General features: G+C 74.4%; 19 protein-coding genes. 12 read left to right on the forward strand and 7 right to left on the reverse strand.

All coding sequences use genetic code 11. The features are described 5' to 3' along the window. Positions 1-96: 96 nt before the first annotated feature. From IQ279_RS05570 to IQ279_RS05580, 3 genes are all read right to left on the reverse strand, one after another. Entirely contained in the window at positions 97-1,938 is a 1,842-nt protein-coding gene (locus IQ279_RS05570; RefSeq protein WP_206347142.1) for an LCP family protein, read from the reverse strand. A gap of 252 nt (positions 1,939-2,190) precedes the next feature. After that, positions 2,191-3,432, reverse strand: coding sequence for an LCP family protein (locus tag IQ279_RS05575; RefSeq protein ID WP_307792225.1), 1,242 nt, complete (start codon positions 3,430-3,432; stop codon positions 2,191-2,193). Between the two features lie 198 nt (positions 3,433-3,630). After that, on the reverse strand, positions 3,631-4,422 hold the full coding sequence (locus tag IQ279_RS05580; protein ID WP_206347144.1) for a TIGR03089 family protein: 792 nt from the start codon (positions 4,420-4,422) through the stop codon (positions 3,631-3,633). A gap of 137 nt (positions 4,423-4,559) precedes the next feature. Between IQ279_RS05580 and IQ279_RS05585 the strand changes: the two genes are divergently transcribed. The 3 genes from IQ279_RS05585 to IQ279_RS05595 all read left to right on the forward strand — a co-directional run bounded on the left by IQ279_RS05585 (position 4,560) and on the right by IQ279_RS05595 (position 8,196). Further along, positions 4,560-5,912, forward strand: a complete 1,353-nt coding sequence (locus IQ279_RS05585) for a peptidoglycan recognition protein family protein (protein WP_206347145.1) — start codon at positions 4,560-4,562, stop codon at positions 5,910-5,912. 153 nt (positions 5,913-6,065) lie between these two features. Further along, the gene (gene manB, locus IQ279_RS05590; RefSeq protein ID WP_206347146.1) at positions 6,066-7,148 is read left to right on the forward strand and encodes a mannose-1-phosphate guanylyltransferase; all 1,083 of its coding nucleotides are present in this window, start codon (positions 6,066-6,068) and stop codon (positions 7,146-7,148) included. Between the two features lie 16 nt (positions 7,149-7,164). Further along, complete coding sequence (locus tag IQ279_RS05595) at positions 7,165-8,196, forward strand: DNA-3-methyladenine glycosylase family protein (RefSeq protein WP_372445073.1); 1,032 nt, start codon at positions 7,165-7,167, stop codon at positions 8,194-8,196. Between the two features lie 55 nt (positions 8,197-8,251). On the opposite strand, the gene IQ279_RS05600 is transcribed toward IQ279_RS05595, so the two are convergent. Genes IQ279_RS05600 through IQ279_RS05610 form a run of 3 tightly spaced genes read right to left on the reverse strand, consistent with a single transcriptional unit; the run spans position 8,252 to position 11,164 of the window. After that, positions 8,252-9,631 carry a coenzyme F420-0:L-glutamate ligase gene (locus IQ279_RS05600; protein ID WP_206347147.1) on the reverse strand — a complete coding sequence of 460 codons (1,380 nt, stop codon included), beginning with the start codon at positions 9,629-9,631 and terminating at the stop codon, positions 8,252-8,254. Next, positions 9,628-10,590: a 2-phospho-L-lactate transferase gene (cofD, locus tag IQ279_RS05605; RefSeq protein ID WP_206347148.1), complete on the reverse strand. Its 963-nt coding sequence runs from the start codon at positions 10,588-10,590 to the stop codon at positions 9,628-9,630. Before cofD ends, IQ279_RS05600 begins: the two co-directional genes overlap by 4 nt. Positions 10,591-10,642: 52 nt before the next feature. Beyond that, the gene (locus tag IQ279_RS05610) at positions 10,643-11,164 is read right to left on the reverse strand and encodes a cysteine dioxygenase (RefSeq protein WP_206347149.1); all 522 of its coding nucleotides are present in this window, start codon (positions 11,162-11,164) and stop codon (positions 10,643-10,645) included. A gap of 819 nt (positions 11,165-11,983) precedes the next feature. Here IQ279_RS05610 and IQ279_RS05615 point away from each other — a divergent pair. From IQ279_RS05615 to IQ279_RS05625, 3 genes are all read left to right on the forward strand, one after another. Next, positions 11,984-12,247, forward strand: coding sequence for a WhiB family transcriptional regulator (locus tag IQ279_RS05615; RefSeq protein WP_003950432.1), 264 nt, complete (start codon positions 11,984-11,986; stop codon positions 12,245-12,247). Between the two features lie 390 nt (positions 12,248-12,637). Then, positions 12,638-16,336: a glycosyltransferase family 2 protein gene (locus tag IQ279_RS05620; RefSeq protein ID WP_206347150.1), complete on the forward strand. Its 3,699-nt coding sequence runs from the start codon at positions 12,638-12,640 to the stop codon at positions 16,334-16,336. Beyond that, complete coding sequence (locus IQ279_RS05625; RefSeq protein WP_206347151.1) at positions 16,333-17,877, forward strand: DUF5719 family protein; 1,545 nt, start codon at positions 16,333-16,335, stop codon at positions 17,875-17,877. The genes IQ279_RS05620 and IQ279_RS05625 overlap by 4 nt, the downstream gene beginning before the upstream one ends. Positions 17,878-17,948: 71 nt before the next feature. Here IQ279_RS05625 and IQ279_RS05630 read toward each other — a convergent pair whose 3' ends face one another. After that, positions 17,949-18,428: a metallopeptidase family protein gene (locus tag IQ279_RS05630; protein WP_206347152.1), complete on the reverse strand. Its 480-nt coding sequence runs from the start codon at positions 18,426-18,428 to the stop codon at positions 17,949-17,951. Positions 18,429-18,791: 363 nt separating this feature from the next. On the opposite strand from IQ279_RS05630, the gene IQ279_RS05635 reads away from it, so the two are divergent. From IQ279_RS05635 to IQ279_RS05660, 6 genes are all read left to right on the forward strand, one after another. Then, complete coding sequence (locus tag IQ279_RS05635) at positions 18,792-19,187, forward strand: DUF3499 domain-containing protein (RefSeq protein WP_206347216.1); 396 nt, start codon at positions 18,792-18,794, stop codon at positions 19,185-19,187. Between the two features lie 50 nt (positions 19,188-19,237). Then, a complete protein-coding gene (locus tag IQ279_RS05640) occupies positions 19,238-20,596 on the forward strand; it encodes a phosphomannomutase/phosphoglucomutase (RefSeq protein ID WP_206347153.1) in 1,359 nt (452 codons plus the stop codon). A gap of 187 nt (positions 20,597-20,783) precedes the next feature. Next, positions 20,784-20,954, forward strand: a complete 171-nt coding sequence (locus tag IQ279_RS05645; protein WP_206347154.1) for a Trm112 family protein — start codon at positions 20,784-20,786, stop codon at positions 20,952-20,954. 34 nt (positions 20,955-20,988) lie between these two features. Then, the gene (locus tag IQ279_RS05650; protein WP_206347155.1) at positions 20,989-22,161 is read left to right on the forward strand and encodes an SIS domain-containing protein; all 1,173 of its coding nucleotides are present in this window, start codon (positions 20,989-20,991) and stop codon (positions 22,159-22,161) included. An 85-nt stretch (positions 22,162-22,246) separates the two neighbouring features. Further along, positions 22,247-23,455, forward strand: coding sequence for a mannose-6-phosphate isomerase, class I (gene manA, locus IQ279_RS05655; RefSeq protein WP_206347156.1), 1,209 nt, complete (start codon positions 22,247-22,249; stop codon positions 23,453-23,455). A 124-nt stretch (positions 23,456-23,579) separates the two neighbouring features. Beyond that, positions 23,580-24,521 carry a cation diffusion facilitator family transporter gene (locus IQ279_RS05660; RefSeq protein WP_206347157.1) on the forward strand — a complete coding sequence of 314 codons (942 nt, stop codon included), beginning with the start codon at positions 23,580-23,582 and terminating at the stop codon, positions 24,519-24,521. Positions 24,522-25,004 lie beyond the last annotated feature (483 nt).

A 25,004-nucleotide genomic window follows, 5' to 3' on the forward strand; every position in this document is an offset into this window, starting at 1 on the left:
GGGCGCGTTCGTGTGCGCCTCTCCCCCCTGTGGTGCGCTGCCCCAACGGGCCCTCTCCCTACGATCCGGCCCGTGCGCGGAAGCGGCGCGCGGGAATCACTTGGCGCATATCTTCTCGTCGGCTTCCACTTTGCCGAGGTCCTCCGGAGCTTTCGACGGGGCGGCGATGGGGACGCCGGCCTCCTCGAAGTCGGCGCCGAGGGTCAGCACCATCGGCTCCATCGGCCCGGCGTCCTCGGCGCCGGGCTTCAGGGCGGAGGCGGGCAGCCCCATGATGTCGGCGAGCTTGCGGGCCTGGTCGGCCTGGTTGGGCCCGTACTCCAGGGTCGTTTTGTCCAGCAGTTCGGGCGCGTTGCCGCCGTTGCTGGACTTCAGCACGCTCTGGGTGTTCTGCAGCCAGGTGAGCGTCGTCTGCGCGGCCCCGGCGATCTCCCCGCCGTTGAGGACCTCCACGCGCACGTCGGAGGCCGCGGCCCGCTCGCCCTTGAGGAGTGCTTCCTGCTCCTTCTTGGCCTTGTCCTTGGCGGCCTTCTCCTTCTTCTCCACCTCGGTGAAGGAGACGTCCTCCCGCAGCATCGCGAAGACCTGGGAGGCCTTGGGCTGCTCGAGGACGACCGTGGCCTTGATCTTCTCCGCGGGGTTGTCCCTGACCGGGACCGTCAGGAAGGAGATGTTCTTGGTCTTGATGCCGCTGAGCTCCCTGCCCAGGGCGCTCAGCTTCTTGATGGTGCCTATCCCGGTGTCGACGGTGAGCGCCTTGGTCGCCGCGTTCGCCAGATCCCACAGCTTGCCTGGGTCGGTGAGGGTGTCGTTCGACTTGAACTGGCGGATCATCGAGCTCAGGAACTGCTGCTGGACCTTGATGCGGTCCAGGTCGCCCTTGTTCCCGAAGCTGCCGCGGGTGCGGACGAAGGCCAGCGCCTGCTCGCCCTCGACGGTGCTCTCGCCGGCGGGGAGCTTCAGGTGCGACTTGGGGTCGTCGACCGGTTTCTCCAGGCAGACCGGGACGCCGCCGACGGCGGTGGTCAGGGTCTTGACGGCGTTGAAGTCCGCCATCATGAAGTGGTGGACGTCCAGCCCGGTGAGCTCCTTGACGGTGCGCATGGTGCAGCCCGGGTCCCGGCCCGCCTGGCCGAGGCTGGTGTTGAACCGGACGTTCTGCTGGCCCGGGACGACCTCGGTGGTGCCGTCCTCCTGCTTGGTGGGGCAGTCGGGGACGTCGGTGATCAGATCCCGGGGAATGCTCATCACGGTGGCGTTGGTGCGGTCCGCCGAGACGTGGAAAAGGAACGTGGTGTCGGCGTGACCCGGGCTGTCGTTGTCGCCGTACCCCTTGTTGCCCTCGCCGGTGCGCTTGTCAGTGCCGATCAGCAGGATGTTGAGCGGGCCGTCGCTGCCGAAGCCGCCCTCGGCGGCGTTACCGACGTCGACGGTGTCGATGTTGGCGTTGAAGTGCTCGTAGGCGAGGTAGGCGGCGACAGCGGTGCCGGTGACCAGGAAGGCCGTCACGCCGCCCGTCCACAGCAGCACCTTCTTCTTCGTGGACTTCTTCGGCCTGGCCTTGCGTCGTGAGGCCGCTCTGCCGCCCGCGGCCTGACGCGCGGCCGCTCTGCCGCCGGCCGCCTTGCGCGCCGCGGCCCGTCCGTCCGGCTTCCCGCCGTCCGCCGCGCCGTTCCTCGTGCCGTCCTCCGCCGCGCTGCTCCTCGCGGCGTCCTCCGGACGCCGCCTGCGCTGCCGGGGCACCTCGCCCTGCGGCGGCGCCGTCCGCCGTCCGGCGCGGGGCGCGGCCCCGCCGGACGGCGAGGACGGGCGGGAGGAGGGGGACGGTCGCGCAGCGGGGGCCGCCGGTCGCAGCTTGTAGTCGCCCGTCTCCGGGTCGAACACCCACTGGTCTGCGGGGTCGATGTCACCCGCCCGCCCACGGCTTTGCGCGTCCACGGTTGCCTGAGTCCTCCGTCGTGCCACGCAGCGCCTTCCCTGCAAGGCATCAAGGCGCTCGGTCAGTCTCCAGTGGTGCGCAGCGTTCATGGGAGAGCGCACCGGATTGCTCACACTATCTGCCGCGGCCTGGTGTCAAGCACCCCTGCAGGCAGGTTACTTTCTTCCTCAAACAGACATTCCATTCCAATTTCTTGAGCGGTTCCCTGTGCTGTTTCTCTCGCGTTCCCCCGCGTCCCGACGCAGCCGCGCTCATCCGCACAGGCTCTCGGTGGCGCTGTCCGCGGACTCCCCGGCGGACGGGGAAGCGGAAGCGGAGGCGGCGGGCGGACCGGTGGGCGAGCCGCTCGGCTCCGGCGCCCCGGCCCCGGAGTCCGAGGCGGGAACCCCGGCCCCGGCGGACGGTTCGCCGGACGGCTCGGCGGAGGGGGATCCGGAAGGCGACAGCCCCTCCTTCGGCACCGGCCGGTCCTCGCGCAGCGCCTCGAACAGCAGGTCCGCGTCCGGCTGCACCAGTTCGTCGCGGTTGGGGTTGTAGGTGTACGGCCGCCGGGGCACGGTCATGAACCGCACCCGCTCCTCGGGTATGCCGCGGACGCCGCTGACCAGGTCGTACAGTTCCGAGAGGGAGTCCAGGCCGGGGTCGGCCGTGAGCGACGACGTCACCGCGTCCAGCACCCGGTAGAGCTCGGCCGGATCGGTCAGGAGACCGTCGTCGCGCACCTGGCTCAGCATGGTGGCCAGGAACTCCTGCTGCCGCTCCATCCGCTGGGTGTCGCTGCCGTCGCCGATGCCCTTGCGGGCGCGTACGTAGCCGAGGGCCTGCTCGCCGTCGAGCCGCTGGGGTCCGGCGTCCAGGACGAGGTGCGCCTCGGGGTCGTTCACGGGCTCGGCCAGGCACACCTCGACGCCGCCGACCGCGTCCACCAGCTTCTCGAAGCCGGTGAAGTCCACGATCAGATGGTGGTCCACGCGGATGCCGGTCAGGTTCTCGACGGTGCGGATCGTGCAGGCCGCCCCGCCCATCTCGTAGGCCCAGTTGAACTGCGCGAACAGCGGCCCGGAGGTCGTGCCGTCGGGCCCGGGGCACTCGGGTATGTCCACCATCAGGTCCCGCGGTATCGACACCCCGGTGGCGCTGGAGCGGTCGGCGGACAGATGGAGCAGGATCGTGGTGTCGGAGCGCTGGGTGCCGCTGTCCCGCCCGTACCTGCCGTTGTCGCCGCTGCGGTCGTCGGAGCCGATGAGCAGGATGTTCTTCGCCTCGTGCACGACCGCGGCGGGGCGCTCCCGGTCGAAGCGCCGCAGTTGGTCGACGGCCTCCGTGTCGGTGCGGATGTTGCCGTCGAGTCTGTCGTAGAGGAACCAGGCCGCGCCGCCCGCCGCGAGTAAGGCGAGCGACGCGCCCAGCGCGGCCCAGCGCAGCCACCGGCGGCGTGGCCGGGGCGGCGGGTGGGGAAGGCCGGTCTGCTGCGCGTCCTCGGGTCCGGTCACGTATGTGTTCATCCCTCAGCGGTCGGCGGCGGTTCGCGCACAGCCGTGCGGTCGCCGGTCTTCTGTACAGACACCCGGGAGGGACCGGTGGTTGTACCGGAAGGAGGGAAAAACTCCGCGCGACCGCAAGCCGTGGGGGATGTGCCCGGCTATGGGATGGGTTCCGGAGCCGGGCGGGAGGGCGCGCCCGACGGTGGGTCAGTCGGCCGTGTGGGTGATGCGCTCGCTCCGCCCGCGCTCCTCCAGTCCCGCCGCCTCCAGGCGGTCCAGGTGGCGGCAGAGCACGACCGAGCCTCCGGCGGCCAGCGGGGCGAACAGCCCGGCGGAGAGCCCCTCCCAGGTGCCGTACGGCAGCCCCGACAGCAGGCGTGCGCCGGGGCCGAGTCCGCGCGCTCCGGCGTCGGCGCGGGCACGCTCGACGACCTGTGCCCCGGTCAGCTCCTCCCCGCCGACGACCAGCGCGGGCGCGTCCGGGTCGACGGGGGAGAAGGGGGCGAAGTGGTCGCCCTGGCCCGGCACCTCGACGGCGTAGTCGGTGAAGCCCTCGGGCGGCCGGGGGAATCGGCCGCCCAGGGGGCGCAGGCTGAGCGCGATGCGCTCGCCGGTGCAGGCGCGGGCCGCCTCCAGGGTGTCCGGGCCGCTGACGACGAGGTCGGCGGCCGCGGCGAGGGAGGAGGCCGAGTCCGCGCCGGTCGTACCCGCGGTGCCGGCGGGCAGTTCGGCGACGACTCCGGCGGAGGAGCAGGCCAGCAGCCAGACCGCGGTCTGCCAGTGGGCGGGCAGCAGCAGCGCGAGCCGGTCGCCGGGCTCGGCGGACAGCTCGCCCTGCAGGAGGTTGGCCGTCTTCGCCACCCAGTTGGCGAGGGTGGCGACGGAGAGTTCGACGCGCTCGCCGGTGGCGTCGTCGTAGAAGGTCACCAGCGGGCGGGCGGCGTCCGCGGCGAGCGCGGATCGCAGCAGGTCGGCAGGGGTGCGATCGGTGGTGTTCATCGGCGCCAGGGTACGCGGGCCGCCGCCCGGAGGTGCCGGAACGGGGGTGCCCGCGGTGCCCGGTGAGCGCGACTCAGGGCGACCGGTTGTCAGCTCCCCGTTAGACAGCCATACCCCCCGTGTCCAATATCGGATTTATGCGTGCATTCATTGCGTCATCGATCGGCGTCGCGTGCGCGGCGGCCGCGGTGCTGCCGCTGACCGTGCCCGGCGGCCTGGCGGGCAGCGCCTCCGCGGCCCCCGCGCCCGCTTCCGAGTCCGTGGCGGCCCCCCGGCTGCCCGGCAGCACCCAGTCGCTGCCGCTCGTCCCCCTCACCCCGCCGCCCACGACCACCCCGCCCGGCTCCTCCGACTCGGTGTCCCTCGGCCTCCCGGCCCGCGAGGTCGAACCCTTCTCGCTGCTCGGCGTGGTCTGGGACGACCCGGAGGAGGAACCGCACGGCCGGATCCAGGTGCGCACCAAGTCCACCGCCACCGGCGAGTGGTCGTCCTGGCAGGACCTGGAGACCCACGCCGACCGGCCCGACCCGGACTCGGCCGAGTCCCGCGGGAGCAAGGTGCGCGGAGCGACGGCACCGCTGTGGGTGGGCGACTCCAACGGCGTACAGGCCCGCGTCCTGCCGGAGGAGGGCGCCTCCGGGGCGCACCGGCTGCCCGAGGGGCTGCGCCTGGATCTGGTCCACCCCGGCGACGACCCCGCGGCCGAGTCCGGTAAGGAGAACCCCGCGGGCGAGGCGAACTCCGCGCTCGCACCGGCCGGAGCCCTGGAGATCCCGGCTCTGGACCGGCAGGGGGCCGTCGAGGACCTGCTCGCGGTACGGACCCCCGGACAGAGCGAGCGGAACGGGCGGGCGGGCACGGCCGAGCAGCCGCAGACCACCACCGACGCACCCATCGGCCCCCGGCCCGGCATCGTCACCCGCAGAGGGTGGGGGGCCGACGAGCGGCTGCGCGGACCGTTCCTCTACACCAAGACGGTCAGGATGGCCTTCGTCCACCACACGGCGATGAGCAACAACTACTCGTGCGGCCAGTCCGCCTCCATCATCCGGGGTATCTACCGCTACCACGTCCAGAGCAACGGCTGGCGGGACGTCGGCTACAACTTCTTCGTCGACAAGTGCGGGAAGATCTACGAGGGCCGCGCCGGTGGCGTGGCCAACCCGGTGATGGGAGCCCACACCTACGGCTTCAACCACGACAGCACCGGCATCGCCGTTCTCGGCTCGTACAACAGCACCAACCCCTCCGGGGCCGCGGTGAACGCCGTTTCCAAGCTCGTCGCCTGGAAGCTGGGCCTGCACGGCGTCGACCCGCGCGGCACCGCCACCATGACCTCCGGCGGCGGCAAGTACCCCAAGGGGGCCACCGTCAGGCTCCGCTCCGTCTCCGGACACCGGGACGGCTATGTCACCGGCTGCCCGGGCGACCGGCTCTACTCCAGGCTGGGCACCATCCGGGCCACCGCGGCCCGGCTGCAGGGCAGGTAGCGGCAGCGGCGCGGACCGCGCCGGCCCCGCGCCCCCGCGACGCCGGTGCGGCCCCGGCCCCGGCGGCCGCCGCACCGGGGACCGTGCCGGCCGGGCCGCCTACACTGGCCCGGCCACCAGGCACGGTCCCCAGCAGGAAGCAGAGAAGAACCGGTGACAGAAGCGATCCTCCTCGTCGGGGGCAGGGGAACCCGGCTGCGGCCGCTGACGGTCCACACCCCCAAGCCCATGGTCCCGGCGGCGGGAGTCCCCTTCCTCACCCACCAGCTGGCCCGTGCCCGCGCGGCCGGGGTCGAGCACGTCGTACTCGCCACCTCATACCTGGCCGAGGTCTTCGAGCCGTACTTCGGCGACGGCTCGGACCTAGGACTCCACCTGGAGTACGTCACCGAGGAGGAGCCGCTGGGCACCGGCGGGGCCATCCGCAACGTCGCCTCCCGGCTCCACTGCGGCCCCGGCGACCCGGTGCTGGTCTTCAACGGCGACATCCTCACCGGCCTCGACATCCGCGCCCTGGTGGAGACCCACACCTCCTCCGGCGCCGACGTCTCCCTCCATCTGACGAAGGTCGCGGACCCGCGCGCCTTCGGCCTGGTCCCCACCGACGCCGGCGGCCGGGTCACCGCCTTCCTGGAGAAGCCGCAGACCCCCGAGGAGATCGTCACCGACCAGATCAACGCGGGCGCGTACGTCTTCGACCGGTCGGTGATCGACACCATCCCCGCCGGCCGCCCGGTCTCCGTCGAGCGCGAGACCTTCCCCGGGCTGCTCGCCGAGGGCGCCCATCTGCAGGGCATGGTCGACTCCACCTACTGGCTCGACCTGGGCACCCCGCAGGCCTTCGTCCGCGGCTCGGCCGATCTGGTGCTCGGCCACGCGCCCTCCCCGGCCGTGCCCGGCCGCCGCGGTGAGCGGCTGGTGCTGGACGGCGCGGAGGTGGCCCCCGGCGCCAAGCTGACCGGCGGTACGGCGGTCGGGGCGGGCGCGGTGATCGCCGAGGGGGCGCGGGTGCACGGCAGTACGGTGCTGGACGGCGCGGTCGTCGGGCCGGACGCCGTCGTGCGCGACTCGCTCGTCGGCGCGGGGGCACGAATAGGGGCGCGTACGGTGTTGGAGGGTGCGGTCATCGGAGACGGTGCGGTCGTCGGCGAGGACAACGAACTGCGCGACGGCATCCGGGTGTGGTGCGGCGTCCGCCTGGAGGCGGGCTCGGTCCGCTTCTCCTCCGACCGCTGACCCGGAGCACCGAACCGTGACCGACTCCGACCTCGACGGCCTCACCGCCCCCGACGATCCCGCCCCCGACGATCCCGCCCCCGGCTCCGGCCACCGTCCCGGCCCCGCCCCCACCGTCCGCCGCTGGGCCCCGCCGCAGCCGTTCGGGCCGCACGACCTGCGCCGCAATCTGCGGGTGCTCCGGCGCGGCCCTTACGACCCCGCCTACCGCGCGGCCGGCGGCGCGGTCTGGCGGGCCACCCGGACTCCCCTGGGCCCGGCCACGCTGCGGGTCGCGCCGGACGCGGGCGCGGGCGAGGTGGTGGGCGAGGCGTGGGGGCCGGGCGCCGAGTGGATCCTCGACCGTCTCCCGGCGCTGCTCGGCGCCGGCGACGACCCGTCGGTCTTCGTCCCCCGCCACCGGCTCGTGGCGGAGGCGCACCGCCGCCACCCCGGACTGCGGCTGGTGCGCACCGGGCTGGTGCTGGAGTCGCTGATCCCCTCGATCCTGGAGCAGAAGGTCACCACGGACGAGGCGTACCGCGCCTGGCGGCTGCTGCTGCGCCGCCACGGCGAGCCCGCGCCGGGCCCGGCCGGCCGGCTGCCGGAGCACATGTACGTGATGCCCGGGCCTCGCACCTGGGCGCTGATCCCCTCCTGGGAGTGGCACCGGGCAGGGGTGGACAACAAGCGCTCCTCGGCGATCCTGCGCGCGGTGGCGCGCGCCCGGCGCATGGAGGAGGCCGCGCGCATGGAGGAGGCCGCGGCGGTGACCCGCCTGACGGCGATCCCCGGCATCGGCCCGTGGACGGCGGCCGAGACCCTCCAGCGCGTCAGCGGCGCGGCGGACGCGGTGACGGTCGGCGACCTGCACCTGCCGGGGATCGTGGTCCACGCCCTCACCGGCGCACGCGACGGCAGACTTCAGCAGGACGAAGCGCGGATGCTGGAACTGCTCGCCCCCTACGCGGGCCAGCGCCACCGCGCCACACGGCTGATCCTGGCCACCGGCCGCACCCCGCCCCGCCGTGCGCCGCGCTTCCCGCACGGCGACATCGCACGCCTGTGACCGCCTCCGCGCCCGTGCCCTCGCCTGTGCCCTCGCCCGTGTCCGGGAGCGCGCGTCAGCGCACGACGGTGAAGTCCTCCGCCCGCCGCGGCGGGCGCGCCTTCGGCTGGGCGGCGGGACGGCCCACGGCCACCGCGCCCATCGGGTCCCAGCCGCCGGGCAGGTCCAGCACCTCGCGCACCACGTCGCGGCAGAACATGGTGGACGACACCCACGCCGACCCCAGCCCCTCGCCCGCCAGGGCGACCAGCAGGTTCTGCACCCCGGCCCCGGCCGCGACCACGAACATCTCGCGCTCGGCGGCCGAGCGCCGCGCGTCCGGGTAGTCGTGCGCCCCCTCGGTCACCAGGCACGGCACCACCAGATACGGCGCGTTCCGCAGCACGTCCCCGCGCCGGATCCGCTTCGCGACGCTCTCCTCGCTCCTCCCGTCGGCGCGCAGATCGGCGGTCCACGCCTCCCGCATGGCGTCCAGCAGCCGGGTGCGCGAGGCGGCCGACTCCAGCAGGACGAAGCGCCACGGCGTGGTGTGGTGCGGCGCCGGGGCCGTGACCGCCGCGGCCACCGCCCGCCGCACCGCCTCGCCGTCCACCGGTTCGCCGGTGAACTCCCGCACGGTGCGCCGCAGCGTCACCGCCTCCCGTACGGCCTCGGAGGCGCCCAGGCGGAACATGTCGTCGGCAGCCGGCCGGATCAGCGCCCGCGCTCCGGCTCCCGTGTCCTCCCCGCTCTCCCCGGACTCCCCGGCTCCGGGCCCCTCCTGGGGGGAGTCCCACACCACGTGCTGCGGCAAGCCCCGCACCACCGCGACCGGCAGCCCGTCGGCCTTGCCCTTCACCAGCTCCCCGGCCCCGGCCAGTTCGTCGCCGACGGCCGTGACCGTCACGCCCAGCGGGTTGCCGTGCGTGTCGGTACCGCCGCGCAGGTCCTCAAGAACGCGGACCCCGGCGGCGCCGATGGCGACGTCGGTCTGACCCACGCGCCACGGCCGTCCGAAGGTGTCGGTGACCACGACCCCGACCGTCACGCCCAGCAGCCCCCGCAGGCCCTCGCGGATCCGGCGCGCGGAGGCGTCCGGGTCCTCGGGCAGCAGCAGCACCGTCCCGGCCGGGGTGTTGGAGGCGTCCACACCGGCAGCCGCCATCACGAAGCCGTGCCGGCTCTCGACGATCCGCGCCGGACCGCGCCGGGCGACCACCCTCACGGTCTCGGCGTCGATCGCGGCCTCCCGGCCGGCGGCCTCGACCACCCGCCCCTCGGCCTTGCTGACGATCTTCGACGTCACCACCAGCACGTCGCCGTGGGCCAGGCCGGGCAGGTCCGGGGCGGTGGCCGCGTCCGCGATCAGCTTCACCAGGTCGTCGCCGGGCCGCACCTCGGGAATCCCCGGCAGCGCCCACACCCGGTACGCCGGGGGCGTGTCCGCGCCGCTCACATCCGCACCTCCTCGGCGAGGGCGAGCGCCTCGCGCGCCATCCGCGCGGTGGCCTCGACGTCCGTCATCAGCAGCGGCACGGCCCGGCAGCGGATGCCCGCCGCCTCCACCCCGGGCACGGCGCCGGAGTCGGCGGTGTCCACCAGCCAGCCGTCCAGCAGCCCGGAACCGTAGTGCCCGGCCACCGCCGCGGCCGTGGTCTCCACGCCGATGGCGGCCAGCATCCTGTCGGCCATCCCGCGCACCGGAGCGCCCCCGATGACGGGGGACAGGCCCACCACCGGCACCCCGGCGTCGGCGATCGCCTCACGGACGCCGGGCACGGCGAGGATGGTGCCGATGCTGACCACGGGGTTGGACGGCGGGAAGAGGACCACGTCCGCCTCTCCGAGTGCCTCCAGCACGCCCGGAGCCGGCTTGGCCTGCTCGGCGCCCACCGGGATCACCGCGTGCGCGGGCACCGACGCCCGCAGCCGCACCCAGTACTCCTGGAAGTGCACGGCCTTGCGGCCGCCGTCCTCGGCCTCGATCACCACATGGGTCTCGACCCGGTCGTCGGTCATCGGCAGCAGCCGCACCCCCGGTCGCCAGCGCGCGCACAGCGCCTCGGTGACGGCACTGAGCGGATAGCCCGCGCCGATCATCTGGGTGCGCACGATGTGGGTGGCGAAGTCGCGGTCGCCCAGGCCGAACCAGTCGGGGCCGACGCCGTACGCCGCCAGCTCCTCCTTCACGGTGAAGGTCTCGTCCGCGCGGCCCCAGCCCTGCTCCTCGTGGATGCCGCCCCCCAGGGTGTACATCACCGTGTCGAGGTCCGGGCAGACCTTCAGGCCGAACAGGTGGATGTCGTCGCCGGTGTTGCCGACGACCGTGATCTCGGCGTCGGGTGCGGCCTCCTTCAGTCCACGCAGGAAGCGGGCACCACCGATGCCTCCGGCCAGAACCACAATGCGCTGCATGCGGACAGTCTCTCAGCCCGAAGCCGCCCCGGCGGGGCGGGGCGGCGGGGCGTCAGCCCGGCAGCGGACTGCGGGGCGCGACCGCGCCCCGCTCCGCCGGGGCGCACGAGACGGCGTGCGGGGCGTGCACCGGCATCTCGGTGAGACCGGGGAAGTACACGTGCAGGCTGACGGCCGGCTCGAGGGCGTCGTTGACGACCTCGTGGACGTGACCGGGCGCGAACACCCGCTGTGCGCCGACGCCCAGCGCGCGCTCCCCGCTCGCGGTCCGCTCGGTCAACTCGCCGTCCAGGACGGTGAGTACCGCGGAGGAGGGGCCGTGTCCGTGCGGTCCGCTGCCCTGGCCCGGCACCCAGCTCAGCAGCCAGACCTCGTAGCCGGGCCCGGTGCGCAGCCGGTGGTACCAGCGGGTGGTGGCGTCGTACCGCACCAGCGGGGCCCATGTGGTGCGGTCGGCGGCGATCGTACGGGCGAGGCCGGCGAACCCGGCGACGGTGGAGGGGTGTTCGGGGACGGGCGGCAGGAGGTGGGGGATGGCGAGCGGGTCGCCGGCGATCTCGACGTCACTGTTCACGGCGGGGAGTTCCTCAGGGGCGCGGTGGGAGCGGGGGAGTGCGGAGCCCGGGGCGGGCACGGGCCGGGGAGGAGAGGGGAGGCCGAAGGGAGGAGAGGAGGGTGCCGGGCCGCGGCGGAAGGGTGCTTCCGCGCCACCGGCCCGGCCACCGGCGGTCCCGGCCGTCCCGGCGGATCGGTGCGCCTCGGAACGCCGGAGCCCGGGAAGACCTCGGAGCCCGGAAGGCATCAGGGCCCGGGGAGCCTCGGAACCTCGACCCGGAACCTCAACGACGGCAACAGCGACAGCGGACCCGGGCAGCGCGAAGGGCCCCGCGGTGGCGGGCCGGGCTGAACGAGCAGATCGCTGGCATGACACCAAGGAGAACGGGTACTTCGTCTCGCTGTCAAACGGCCGTCAACCGGACGGCCCGTTTGGCAGGCGGGTTTCACTACTTCCGGTCGCCCGGGCCGGCGAAAGGTTTATGCGCGCCTGGAGCGGACAAGTGGCGCAACATCCGCACGCACAAACGTCGTTGTGGATCTGTGATCAGAGTGTGATCGGGATCGCTTCGGAGCGCGGAGGGCAACGCGGCCGGGTTCGGACGCGTCTCTCCGGACAGGAGGGGCGGGTGGGCGAGATGTCCGATCTTCCTGTCATGGTTTGTGGTGATTTAAACACTTAATGCAAGGGTTTGGTTCCGCAGGGTGAATAACGGGCCCAATAGCAGATCTCGGCTTGACTCGCGTGGATGTACACACTTGTAATTTCACTCGTGTCGTTCGGCCGGGATCGATAACGACAGCATCACGGGGACGTAAAGACTGACGAGGGGCGCGCATGACCGAGCTGTTCGAACAACTGCTGGTCGAAGAGGCGGACGAGGAGCTCGGCTGGCAGGAGCGCGCGTTGTGCGCCCAGACCGACCCCGAGTCCTTCTTTCCCGAGAAGGGCGGTTCCACCAGAGAGGCCAAGAAGGTCTGCCTCGCCTGTGAGGTCCGCTCCGAGTGCCTCGAGTACGCCCTCGCCAACGACGAGCGCTTCGGCATCTGGGGCGGCCTGTCGGAGCGCGAGCGCCGCCGCCTGAAGAAGGCCGCCGTCTGACGGGCCGCCACCGCCCGTCCCCGCCCTCCCGGCGAACGTCCGCACAGCACCCCGGCCGTGCGGCCGCCCGACGAAGCGGCGCGAACGGCGCAAGCCGCAGAAGAGCGGAAGAAGAGACACAAGGAACCGGCGGACGAAACGGCACAGGACGCCGCACGGACCACAGAGCACCCGATCCGCCCCCGCGCACCGCGCGGGGGCGGATCGCTGCGCGGGCGACCAGTACCCGGGACCCCGGACGCCGGGGCGCGTACAGCCATTAGTGTGGGGAGCCGTCCACGACGCGGCCGCCGAGCGCACGGCACCCGCGTCCAGCACACTTCCAGCAGTCCGACGCAGCAGCCTTCCGGGGGGCGACCCCCGGACCCCGGCCGGAGGGCCCCTACCCCGATGTCCGTGCACAGCCACCCGGCGGCCCAGTACGAGGCGGCCACAGCATCGTTCGCCTCGCCACGGCCCGAGACCGACCCCGGCGGACCGCCGGAGTTCCCCAGGCACGTAGTCACCGCCGTACTCGTCTCCCACGACGGCGAGCGCTGGCTGCCCGACGCCCTGGCCGCGATCACCGGTCAGGAGCGGCCGGTGCAGGACGTGATCGCCGCCGACACCGGCAGCGCCGACGACTCCGCGCGGCTGGTCGCCGAGGCGCTCGGACCCGACCGCGTACTGCACCTCGCCCGCCGCACCGGCTTCGGCGCGGCGGTCGGCGAGGCGGCCCGCACCGCGCCCGTCCTCGGCCCCGAGGACCTGCCCTACCTGAAGCGGCCCAGCGGCTGGGACCCGGTCACCCGGACCTGGCGCGACGACGCCTACGACATGCCCGAACTGCCCTACGGCGAACCCGTCCAGTGGCTGTGGCTGCTGCACGACGACTGCGCGCCCGCGCCGGACGCCCTCGCCGAACTCCTCCGCGTCGCCGACGCCGACGAGTCGGCCGCCGTCGTCGGTCCCAAGCTGCGCAGCTGGTACAACCGCCGGCAGCTGCTGGAGGTCGGCGTCTCCATCGCCGACAGCGGCCGGCGGTGGACCGGCCTGGACCGCCGGGAGCAGGACCAGGGCCAGTACGACCAGGTGCGGCAGGTGCTGTCCGTCTCCACCGCCGGCATGCTGATACGGCGCGACGTCTTCGAGCGGCTCGGCGGCTTCGACCGCTACCTGCCGCTGATGCGCGACGACGTGGACCTGTGCTGGCGGGCCCAGGCCGCCGGGCACCGGGTGCTCGTCGCGCCCGACGCCGTCGTCCGGCACGCCGAGGCCTCCTCCCGGGAGAGACGGCCCATCGACTGCGTCGGACGCTCGGTCGCCGGACCGCACCGCGTGGACAAGGCGGGTGCGGTCTACACACTGCTCGTCAACGCCCCCGGCAAGAAGCTGCCCTGGGTCCTGCTGCGCCTGGTCGTCGGCACCCTGCTGAGGATGCTCGCCTATCTGGTCGGCAAGGTGCCCGGGCAGGCGCTCGACGAGTTCAGGGGGCTCATGGGCACCCTCCTGCGCCCCGAACGCATCCTCGCCGCCCGGCGCGGGCGCGGCAGACCCGCCGTGGCGCACTCGGAGCTGCGCCCCCTCTTCCCGCCCCCGGGCGCGACCGTGCGCGCCACCGCCGAGCAGGTTGCGGGCAGCCTCGCCCGGCGCTCCGACCCCGACGCCTCCTCCGGCGCGCGGCACGGCGCCGTCGAGACCGGGCCCGGCGACGACGACGCCGACTTCCTGGAGGTCGAGCAGTTCGCCCGGCTGAAGCGGACCGCCCGCAGGCCGGGGCCCGTGCTCTTCGCCGTGCTCCTCCTGGCCTCCCTGGCCGCCTGCCGCGACCTGCTGGCCGGCGGGGCGCTGGCGGGCGGCGCACTGCTGCCCGCTCCGGGCTCCGCCGCCGAGCTGTGGTCGCGCCACCTGGAGACCTGGCAGCCGGTCGGCACCGGCGCCGCCGAGTCCGCGCCGCCGTACCTGGCGGTCCTCGCCACCCTCGCCACCGTCTTCCTCGGCAGCACCGGGTTCACCCTCACCCTGCTGCTGGTCTGCTCGGTGCCGCTGGCCGGGCTCACCGCCTACTTCGCCTCCCGGCCGCTGGTCGCCTCCCGGCTGCTGCGCGCCTGGGGCGCGGTCGCCTACGCCTTCCTGCCCGCCGTCACCGGCGCCCTGGCGGGCGGCCGGCTCGGCACCGCCGTGCTCGCGATCGCCCTGCCGCTGATGGCCCGGGCCGCGGTCGCGGCCTCGGGGCTGCGGACGGCCGGGGACGACCGGCCGGGCTGGCGCCCCGTGTGGGCCCTGGCGCTGCTGCTCACCCTCACCACCGCCTTCACCCCCGTCGTCTGGCCGGTCGCCGCCGTGCTCACGCTGGCCGTGGTGGTCCTGCGGGCCCGGCAGCGCGCCCACACCGGGGCGTACGCGGTCCGCGCCGCCGTGCTGCTGGCGGTGCCGATGGTGCTGCTGGCGCCGTGGTCGCTGGAACTGCTCACCAGCCCCTCGGCCTTCCTGCGCGAGGCGGGGCTGCCCTACGGCGAGGGCAGCGCCTCCGCCACCGGACTGCTGACCCTCGACCCCGGCGGGCCCGGGACGGTGGGCGGGATACTCTTCGCCGGCGTCGTGCTCGCCGCCCTCGCCGCACTGCTGCGCTCCGAGCGGCGCACCGCGATCCTGGCCGCCTGGGCCACCGCCCTGGCCGGCCTGCTCTTCGCCGCGCTCACCGGCGGCTCCGGCTGGGCCGGACCCGCCACCCTCGTCTACGGCCTGGGCCTGCTGGCCGCGGCCGTACTCGGCGCCGAGGGCGCGCGCGGCCGGGTCGCGGCCCAGAGCTTCGGCTGGCGGCAGCCGGTCGCGGCCCTGATCGGCATCGCGGCCGCCGTGGCGCCCCTGGTGGCCGCCGCGGTCTGGACGGCGGCCGGCGCCGACGGGCCGCTGTCGCGGCGCAGCCCGGTGCAGGTCCCGGCGTTCGTCGCCGAGGAGAGCGGCACCCGGGACCGGCCGCGCACCCTCGTCCTCGGCGGGGGGACCGGCGGCGGAAACGCCGGGGACGGCACCTCCTCCGCGGCGGCCCGGGTCCCGTACACCCTCGTCCGCGGCTCCGGCGCCCGGCTGGGCGACGGCGACACGGCCCGAGCGGCCGGGGGCGACCGGCGACTGGACGAGGTCGTCGCCAACCTGGTCGCGGGCTCCGGCGCCGACCAGGCCGAGCAGCTCGGCGGCTACGCCGTCCGCTACGTCCTGGTGCGCGACGGGGCGCCCCGCGAGATGAGCGCGGTGCTGGACGCGACGCCGGGCCTGTCCCGGCTCAGCCAGGAGGACGGCAGCGCGCTGTGGCGGGTGGACGCCCAGGTCGCCCGGATCACCGTCGTCCCCCCCGAGGAGAAGGGCGGCGCGGCGGCCGAGCCGGTGACCGTCGCGGCCGGGCCGGTCGAGGCACGCACCGACGTCCCCGCCGGCCCCGCCGGGCGGGTGCTGCGGATCGCCGACGCCGCCGACCCCGGCTGGCGGGCCACGCTGGACGGGCGCCCGCTGAAGCCCGTCACCGTGGACGGCTGGGCGCAGGGCTTCGAACTGCCCGACCGGGGCGGCCGGCTGGAGCTGGTCCACGAGACTCCCGTGACGCACACCGCATGGGTGTGGGCGCAGGGCCTGCTGATGCTGGTGGTGCTGGTCATGGCACTGCCGGGGCGCCGACGGGAGATCGACGACGACCTGCCCGAGACGGCCGAGACGGTGCCGGCCCAGCCGGTGGAGGGCGAGGGCCGGCGGGCCCGCAGGCTGCGCGCGGCGCAGGAGGCGGCGGACGGTCCGCCGCCGGGGACCGCACCGGGACCCGGGCCGGAACCGGTGCCCGGACCGGGGTACGAGCCGGCCCCGCGGCCCCAGCCCTCGTACACGTCGCCGCAGCCGCAGCCGCAGCCGCAGCCGCAGGGCTGGGACGGCTGGGACGGGCAGCGGTACGAGCAGCACACCGGCCAGGGCGACCCGTACGCGCGGGGCGGGCAGCCCCGGCCCCCGTACGGGGGCACCTACGAGGGCGGCGCGTACGGCGATGCCTACGACGGCGGCTCGTACGGCCACGGCGCCCAGGACGGCACGACGTACGGCGACAGGAGCGACCGCGCATGAACCGCACCGCCTACCCCCTGATCGGCGTGGTCGCCGCGCTGGCCGCCGTCACCGGCGTCGCGGCGCTGACCACCCCCTCCGGCGAGCCCGCCGCCGGCCCCGCCGCCGTCCGGCTCCCCGTGGAACGCTCCACGCTGGTGTGCCCGCAGCCGGCCTCCTCGGAGGTGGGCGAGACCACGTACACGTCCTACACCCCCAAGGGCGACACCGAGCGGAAGGGGAGCGCGAAGAGCGCGGGGAGCGGGGCCGGGCTGCTGCCGGCCGGGAGCACCCTGGAAGGCGGCGGCCGCGGCGGCAAGGACGGGAAGGGAGCCGACGAGCCCGACCCCGTCGTCCCCCTGGAGGAACCCGGCGTCCCGGTCACCGCCGAGGCGGACAGCAGCGGCTCGCCCGCGCTGACCGGCTCGGCCGACGGAAGCCTCGCCCCCGGCTGGACGGTCCAGCAGACCACCCTCGTCACCGCGGGCACCGGCCGCGGGCTGCTGGGGGTGTCCTGCACGGTCCCCGGCACCGAGTTCTGGTTTCCCGGCGCGAGCACCGCCAAGTCGCGCCACGACTACATCCACCTGACCAACCCCGACGACGCCCCGGCCGTGGTCGACCTGGAGCTGTACGGCAAGGACGGCTCGGTGAAGACCGAGAGCGGCGAGGGCCTCAACGTCCCCGGCCGCTCCACGGTCCCCGTGCTGCTCTCGACGCTCTCGCGCGAGCCGGTCACCAACGTGGTCCTGCACGTGGTGGCGCGCAGCGGCCGGATCGGGGCCCAGGTGCAGTCACTCGACGAGAAGCTCGGCGGCGACTGGCTGCCGGCCTCGGCCGACTCCCGCGGCTCCCTGGTCCTGCCCGGCATTCCGGCCGACGCCACCGCCGTACGCCTGGTGGCCTTCGCGCCCGGCGAGAAGGACGTGGACCTGAAGGTGCGGCTGGCCACCCCCAGCGGCGCCATCACCCCCGCGGGCCGGGAGACCCTCCACGTCAGGAGCGGCACGACCGCCGCCGTGGACCTCGGCGACGTGACCAGGGGCGAGCCCGGCTCGCTGATCCTCTCCCCGGCCGAGGAGGGCGGCGGTGCCCGCGTCGTGGCGGCGCTGCGCGTGCTGCGCGGCGAGGGGGCGCGGCAGGAGACGGCGTTCATCCCCGCCACCGCGCCCGTCCGGGAGCGGGCCTCCGCGGCCGGGAGCGACGCCGGGGCGAAGAGCACCGAGGACGGCGGTACGGTCCTGTCGCTGGCCGCGCCGGAGAAGGCCGCGAAGGTGCGGGTGACCGCGTCGGCCGGCAGCGGCGGCGGCGAACCGGTCAGCAGGACGTTCGACCTCAAGGCCGGCACCACCACGGCCGTCGGCGACCTGCGGCCCGAGGGCGCGAAGGGACGCTACGCGCTCACCGTCGAACGGCTGTCGGGCGGGACGGTGTACGCGGCCCGGACGCTCTCCCTGGAGGACGACGGCATCCCGATGTTCACCGTGCAGACGCTCCCGGACGACCGGGGGACGGTGGCGGTGCCGCGGGCCGGGCAGGACCTGTCGGTGCTCGTCGACTGAGCGGGGGCGGCGGAACGGGCCCGGGCGGCGTCCCACGCGGGACGCCGCCCGGGCCCGTTCCCGTCCCGTCCTCAGTCCTGCCCGTAGCGCGGGTCGATCGACTCCGGGGCCAGCCCGAGGAGTTCGGCGACCTGCTCGACCACCACCTCGTGGACGAGCAGCGCCCGGTCGTCGCGCGTCCTGGCGCGCAACTCGATGGGCCGCCGGTAGACGACGATGCGGTCGGGGCGGCCGTCGTGCGCGGCCGCGTACCGGCCGAGCGGCACGCTGTCCGGTCCGTCGATCCAGCCGTCGATCCAGCCGTCGGGCCCGCCCCCGCCCCCCGGTGCGGCCGGCGGCACCTCCTGTACTACGAACTCCACCCCGGACAGCTGCGGCCACTGCCTCTCCAGCCGGTCGGCGGAGTCGCGCACCAGGTCGTCGAAGGCGTCGGCGCGGCTCATGGCGAGCGGCACCTGGGGCGGCGCGACGGGGCCGCGCATGCCGCGTCCATGGCGATCCCGGCGACGCGGTCGCGGATCGGGCCGGCGGGGCGGTACGGGGTTGCTCATCACCTTGAGAGTAGCCGTCCGGAGAGGGCCGGGCAGCGGTGACGACGCGACCTTGCCCTCCAGCGCCGCCCCTCCAGCATCACCGGCTGCCGGAGACCGACCGGTTCCGTTCTCCGTGTTTCCCCAGAACTTTGTTTCGGACAACTCCCCGATCGATGATCGCTCCTCGATGACGGAATCCGAACGAAGGGGTAACGGTGCCTATGTCCGGCTTCCGTCCCGCCGCCAACCGGACTTTTCCGGCCCATTCCAGGTCAGCCGGTCCGCCACCGCGGCGCGGGACGCCGGTGGACCGGCACGACACAACAGGGTGACCTCCCGGGGAGTCGTCGCGGCCCGCTCAAGAGTGCGGTACCGTCCAACATCGTGAGCCCTGTACGTCGCTGTTCGCGCACCGCGTGCGGCCGCCCTGCCGTGGCGACGCTGACGTACGTCTACGCGGACTCGACGGCCGTCCTCGGTCCCCTCGCCACCTATGCCGAGCCCCACTGCTACGACCTGTGCTCGGAGCACTCGGAGCGGCTGACAGCCCCGCGCGGCTGGGAGGTCGTCCGCCTCGCCGTGGACGCGGGCCCCGCCCGCCCCAGCGGCGACGACCTCGAAGCACTGGCCAACGCCGTCCGCGAGGCCGCCCGCACCCCGCAGCGCAGGAAGCCCGCCCCCGCCGAGCAGTCCGGCTCCGGCGGCGTGCGCGAGACGGATCTGATGGAGGTGGCTCGACGTGGCCACCTGCGGGTACTGAGGTCCCCCGAGAACTGATCGCCCCGTTACATTTGGGGCGTCGCCAGATACTCCAGAAGGGGTGGACCGTGCCTGACCTGTCACACATCGTGAAGGCGTACGACGTACGTGGTGTGGTGCCCGACCAGTGGGACGAACCCCTCGCCGAGCTGTTCGGCGCGGCGTTCGCGACGGTCACGGGCGCGAGCGCGATCGTGGTCGGACACGACATGCGCCCCTCCTCGCCGGGCCTGTCGCGGGCCTTCGCCCGGGGAGCGGCCGCCCGCGGCGCCGACGTCACCGAGATCGGCCTGTGCTCCACCGACCAGCTCTACTTCGCCAGCGGCCGGTTCGGCCTGCCCGGCGCGATGTTCACCGCCAGCCACAACCCCGCCCGGTACAACGGCATCAAGATGTGCCGGGCCGGCGCCGCCCCCGTCGGCCAGGACACCGGCCTGGCCGACATCCGCGCGCTGGTGGAGGAGTGGGCCGCCGCCGGGGCCCCCGAGCCGGCGGAGAAGCCGGGGACGATCACCCGGCGGGACGTACTGGCCGACTACGCCGCCCATCTGCGCTCGCTGGTCGACCTCACCGCCGTCCGCCCGCTGAAGGTCGTCGTCGACGCGGGCAACGGCATGGGCGGCCACACCGTCCCCACCGTCCTCGAAGGCCTGCCCGTCGAGCTGGACGCCATGTACTTCGAGCTCGACGGCACCTTCCCCAACCACGAGGCCAACCCGCTGGATCCGGCCAACATCGTCGACCTCCAGGCCCGGGTGCGGGAGACCGGCGCCGACATCGGCCTGGCCTTCGACGGCGACGCCGACCGCTGCTTCGTCGTCGACGAGCGCGGGGAGCCCGTCTCCCCGTCGGCGATCACCGCCCTGGTCGCGGAGCGCGAGCTGGCCAAGCACCCCGGCTCCACCGTGATCCACAACTGCATCACGTCCTGGTCCGTCCCCGAGGTCGTCAAGGAGGCGGGCGGCACCCCGGTGCGCACCCGGGTGGGCCACTCCTTCATCAAGCAGGAGATGGCGCGCACCGGCGCGGTCTTCGGCGGCGAGCACTCCGCGCACTACTACTTCCGCGACTTCTGGAACGCAGACACCGGCATGCTCGCCGCCCTCCACGTCCTGGCCGCGCTCGGCGGACAGGGGGGCACCCTGTCGGAACTGGTCGCCCGGTACGACCGCTACGCCGCCTCCGGCGAGATCAACAGCACCGTCGAGGACCAGGCCGGGCGCGCCGCCGCGGTGAAGGCCGCCTACGCCGGCCGCGAGGGTCTGACGCTGGACGAACTGGACGGCCTGACGGTCACGGCGCCGGACTGGTGGTTCAACCTCCGCCCCTCCAACACCGAGCCGCTGCTGCGCCTGAACGTCGAGGCGCGCGACGCGGAGACGGCCGCCGGGGTCCGCGACGAGGTGCTGGCGATCGTCCGCGCCTGACGGCCGGCCACCGCGCGGCGGCGCCGGGACCGGCCACGGCCACCGGCCATCGGTCCCGGCACCGCCGCGCGGCCCGGCGCGCCGCCCGCCGCGGCACCCGCCGACGGAGGGCGGACTCCCGGCGGTACGCTGACCGCACGACAGCACCACGAAGCAGCACAGCACACGCCCCGAAGGGACGCACCCAATGCCGCTCGAAGCCGGTCTCCTGGAGATCCTCGCCTGCCCGGCGTGCCACTCCCCCCTCCACGAGGAGGGCGACGAACTGGTCTGCGAGGGCAGCGGGTGCGAACTGGCGTACCCCGTCCGGGACGGCATCCCCGTCCTCCTCGTCGACGAGGCACGCCATCCCGCCTGAGCACGATCGCCCCCGGCGACCGGAGAGGCCGCACATGCTGGACGAGACCCTGCTCGACGCCCCCGACGCCCTGGCCGGAGCCGACACCCACGGCCTGCTGCGCAAAGCCGCCGCCTCCGGCGCCCGCGCCCGTACGGCCCTGCGGCACGCCACCGAGGCGGGACTGACCGAACTGCGTCCCGACGGCCGCCCCCGCGCCATCCTGGTCGCGGGCACCGGACCGGCCGTCGCCTGCGTCGCCGACCTCCTCGCGGCCTTCGGCAACGGGGCCGTCCCCGTCACCCTGCTCCACCCCGCGGGCTCCCTCCCCGACCCCGGCGCGCTGCGCTGGACGCTGCCGGGCTGGGCCGGCCCGCTGGACCTGCTGCTGCTCGCCACCCCGGACGGCCACGAGGGCGGCCTGACCGCACTCGCCGAGCAGGCGTACCGCAGGGGCTGCACCGTCGTCTCCGTCAGCCCCGCCCCCGCCCCGCTGACCGAGGCGGCCATCCAGGCCCGCGGCCTGGCCGTACCGCTGGCCGAGGTGCCCGGCGAACACTACGAGGGCCCCGACCCGCGCGACGCCTACGAGCGGCAGACCCCGGCCCCGCCCGCCGCCCCCGGCCCCCTGTGGGCGTTGCTCACCCCGCTCCTGGCCCTGGCCGACCGCCTCGGCCTGGCCGCCGCCGGCCCCGAGGACCTCGCGGCCCTCGCCGACCGCCTCGACCAGGTCGCCGAGCGGTGCGGTCCCGCCGCCCCCACCTACGGCAACCCCGCCAAGACCCTGGCCGCGGAGCTCTCCGACGCGCTGCCGCTGCTGTGGAGCGAGGGCACCGTCGCGGCCGCGGCCGCCCGCCACTTCGCCACCACCCTCACCTCGCTCGTCGGCCGCCCGGCGCTGGCCGCCCTCCTGCCCGAGGCGCTCACCGCCCACGGCGCCCTGCTGACCGGCTCCTTCTCGGGAGCGGAGGACACCGACGACTTCTTCCGGGACAGGGTGGAGGAGCCCGAGACGATGCGCGCCCGGATCGTCCTGCTGCGCGAGGGCCCTCCGGCCGCCCACTCCGCCGCCGTCGCCGCCCGCGACCTGGCGTACGGGCACGGCACCCCGGTCAGCGAACTGGAGCCGGCCGAGGGCAGCACCCCGCTCGAGACCACCGCCGAACTGCTGGCCACCGTGGACTTCGCCGCCGTCTACCTCGCGCTCGCCGGCGGCGAGCGGCGCTGACGGGGGGCACCCGAGCCGTCGGAGCCGCCAGAGCCCGGACGACGAGTTCCGGGCCCCGAACAAGGACCCAAGGACACCATCCCGCATGGACCTCCTCACCAACACCGTGCGCCCCTACGCCTGGGGCTCCACCACCGCCATCCCCGAACTGCTCGGCACCGAGCCCACCGGCGAGCCGCAGGCCGAGCTGTGGATGGGAGCCCATCCCGGCGCGCCGTCGCGGATCGACCGCGGAGGCGGGACACTCCTGTCGGAGGCGATCGCGGCCGACCCCGAGGGCGAACTGGGGCCGGCGGTCGTCGAGGCGTTCGGACCGCGGCTGTCGTTCCTGCTCAAGGTGCTGGCGGCCGCCTCCCCGCTCTCCCTCCAGGTACACCCCGACCTCGCCCAGGCCAGGGAGGGCTTCGCCGACGAGGAGGAGCGGGGCGTCCCGGCCGACGCCCCGCACCGCAACTACAAGGACGCCAACCACAAGCCCGAACTCGTCTGCGCCCTCACGCCCTTCACCGGCCTGTGCGGCTTCCGACGCCCCGCCCGGACCGCCGACCTGCTGGAGGCACTGGACGTCGGCGGCGTCAAGCCGTACGCGGACATCCTGCGCGCCCGGCCCGAGGACGAGGCGCTGAGCGAGGTGCTGACCGCCGTGCTCTCCGCAGACCGGGAGGCGATCGCCGAGACCGTCGCAGTGGCCGCCGCGGCGGCGCGGCGGCTGGCGTCCGGAGAAGGGCCGTACGCCCGGGAGTACGCCGCCTACGCCGGCATCGCCGGCCACTACCCCGGCGACCCGGGCGTCCTGGCCGCGATGCTGCTCAACGTGGTGCACCTGGAGCCCGGTGAAGCCCTCTACCTCGGCGCCGGCGTCCCGCACGCCTACCTCGGCGGCCTGGGCGTCGAGCTGATGGCCAACTCCGACAACGTGCTGCGCTGCGGTCTGACCCCCAAGCACGTGGACGTCCCCGAACTGCTGCGCGTCGTCCGCTTCGAGCCGATGGAGCCCGAGGTGCTGCGGCCGCGCACCACATCCGGGGGCGAGGAGGTGTACACGGCGCCCGTCGACGAGTTCCGGCTCTCCCGGTACGTCCTTGCGCCCGGTTCGGAGCCGCACGACCTGGACGACCGGGCCCCCCAGATCCTGCTGTGCGCGGAAGGGGAGATCACCCTGCGGGAGGTGACCGCGGGCGGCGCGGGCGGCGAACTCGTCCTCCCCCGGGGCCGGTCGGCCTTCGTACGGGCGGGCGAGCGCGTCGCGGTCCTCGGCAGCGGTACTCTCTTCCGCGCGACCGTGGCCGTGTGACCGCGGTGCGGCCGCACCACAGCACCACCACACCGTGACACCGGGGCCCGGCACGGGGGCGAGCCCCGTGCCGGGCCCCGGCTCCGGGACAAGTCTGCCGTCTTCCCAGGAGAGCCGACCTTCCATGAGTGCATCAGGCGGAAACAAGGCGATCGTCGCCGCGCTGGGCGCCAATCTGTCCATCGCCGTGGCCAAGTTCGTGGCGTTCGCCTTCAGCGGCTCCTCGTCGATGCTCGCGGAGGGCGTCCACTCCGTCGCCGACTCGGGCAACCAGGCGCTGCTGCTGCTCGGCCACAAGAAGGCGAAGAGGAAGGCGAGCGAGGAGCACCCCTTCGGATACGGGCGCGAGCGCTACATCTACTCCTTCCTCGTGGCCATCGTCCTGTTCTCGGTCGGCGGCCTCTTCGCCCTCTACGAGGGCTACCAGAAGATCAGGCACCCGCACGAACTCTCCCACTGGTACTGGCCGGTGGGAGTCCTGGTCTTCGCGATCATCGCCGAGATCTTCTCCTTCCGGACCGCGATCAAGGAGTCCAACGAGATCCGCGGCACGCAGTCGTGGACGGCGTTCGTCCGACGGGCCAAGGCACCCGAACTGCCGGTCGTGCTCCTGGAGGACCTCGGCGCCCTGGTCGGTCTCATCCTGGCCCTGGCCGGCGTCGGTCTGGCGCTCCTGACCGGTGACCCGGTCTGGGACGGCATCGGCACGATCTGCATCGGTGTGCTGCTCGTCGTCATCGCGATCGTCCTCGCCGTGGAGACCAAGTCCCTGCTGCTGGGCGAGTCCGCCGACACGGAGGCGCTCGGGAAGATCCGCGAGGCGATCGTCGACGGCGAGCGGGTCCCCCGGATCATCCACATGCGCACGCTCCACCTCGGTCCGGACGAACTGCTGGTCGCCGCCAAGATCGCGGTGGAGAGCCACGAGTCGGCGGCCGAGGTCGCCCGGGCGATCGACGAGGCCGAGCAGCGCGTCCGCGCGGCGGTCCCGATCGCCCGCGTGATCTACCTGGAGCCGGACATATACCGGGTGAGCCAGACGGAGGAAGCCGCCAAGAGCCTCTGAGCGGCGCTACGGCGAAGCGGTACGGCGAGCGGCCCGGGGCACGATCCTTACGCCCCGGGCCGCTCGCCGTACCGAGGCCGTCCGCGTTCACATGGCCGGAACCCCGCGGTGCCGTCCGTTGTCCGAGGCCGTCCCGCCCGGACGGCACACCGAGCGTGTAGCCTCGGGAAGGCACAGACGTCGCTGCTGATGGCGGTCGGGCGGCCAACACGGGCCGGCCGAGGGAGAGAGGGCCTCCGACGGACTGCGCTGCGGCCAGGGGACACGTACGTTCGTATGGTGCGTACGGTGACGACGGCACACGACGGCGAACCGTCGGCGTGCCCGCCTCCCACGCGCCTGCCCGCTGCCGCAGACCAGCCGGCCATACCACCTCGACCGATTCCGAGGAGCAGCTCTCACATGACGACGACCGACGCGTCCACCGGCGCATCGACCGACGCGACCGCCACTTCGACCGGCACCTCGACCGGCACAGCACGG

The organism is Streptomyces verrucosisporus (genome assembly GCF_017114865.1).
Lineage (GTDB): Bacteria > Actinomycetota > Actinomycetes > Streptomycetales > Streptomycetaceae > Streptomyces > Streptomyces fenghuangensis.